General features: G+C 67.1%; 1 protein-coding gene. It reads left to right on the top strand.

Annotated elements, in window-relative coordinates:
* Positions 1 to 237: phosphopantetheine-binding protein (locus LI92_RS21675; RefSeq protein WP_046322792.1), on the top strand; the 237-nt coding region annotated here is incomplete at both ends.

Genomic DNA, 237 nt, shown 5'->3' with positions numbered 1-237 from the left:
CCGGTGGCTGCGGCTGCGGGCGTGGATCTGGTCGGGGACATGTTGGCGGTGGTTGCCGACAAGACCGGCTATCCGGTGGAGATGCTGGAACTGTCGATGGCGCTGGAGGCCGATCTGGGGATCGACTCGATCAAGCGGGTGGAGATCCTGTCGGCGGTGCAGGAGCGGGTGCCGTCGTTGCCGGAGGTCGACACCGCGACCATGGCGTCGTTGGTGACGCTGCGCGAGATCGTCGAC

It is taken from the genome of Mycobacterium sp. UM_Kg1, assembly GCF_000972925.1.
In the GTDB taxonomy this organism is placed as follows: Bacteria; Actinomycetota; Actinomycetes; order Mycobacteriales; family Mycobacteriaceae; genus Mycobacterium; species Mycobacterium hiberniae.
The sequence above is the reverse complement of the archived record's forward strand: the minus strand, read 5'-3'. Positions and strand labels throughout refer to the sequence as shown.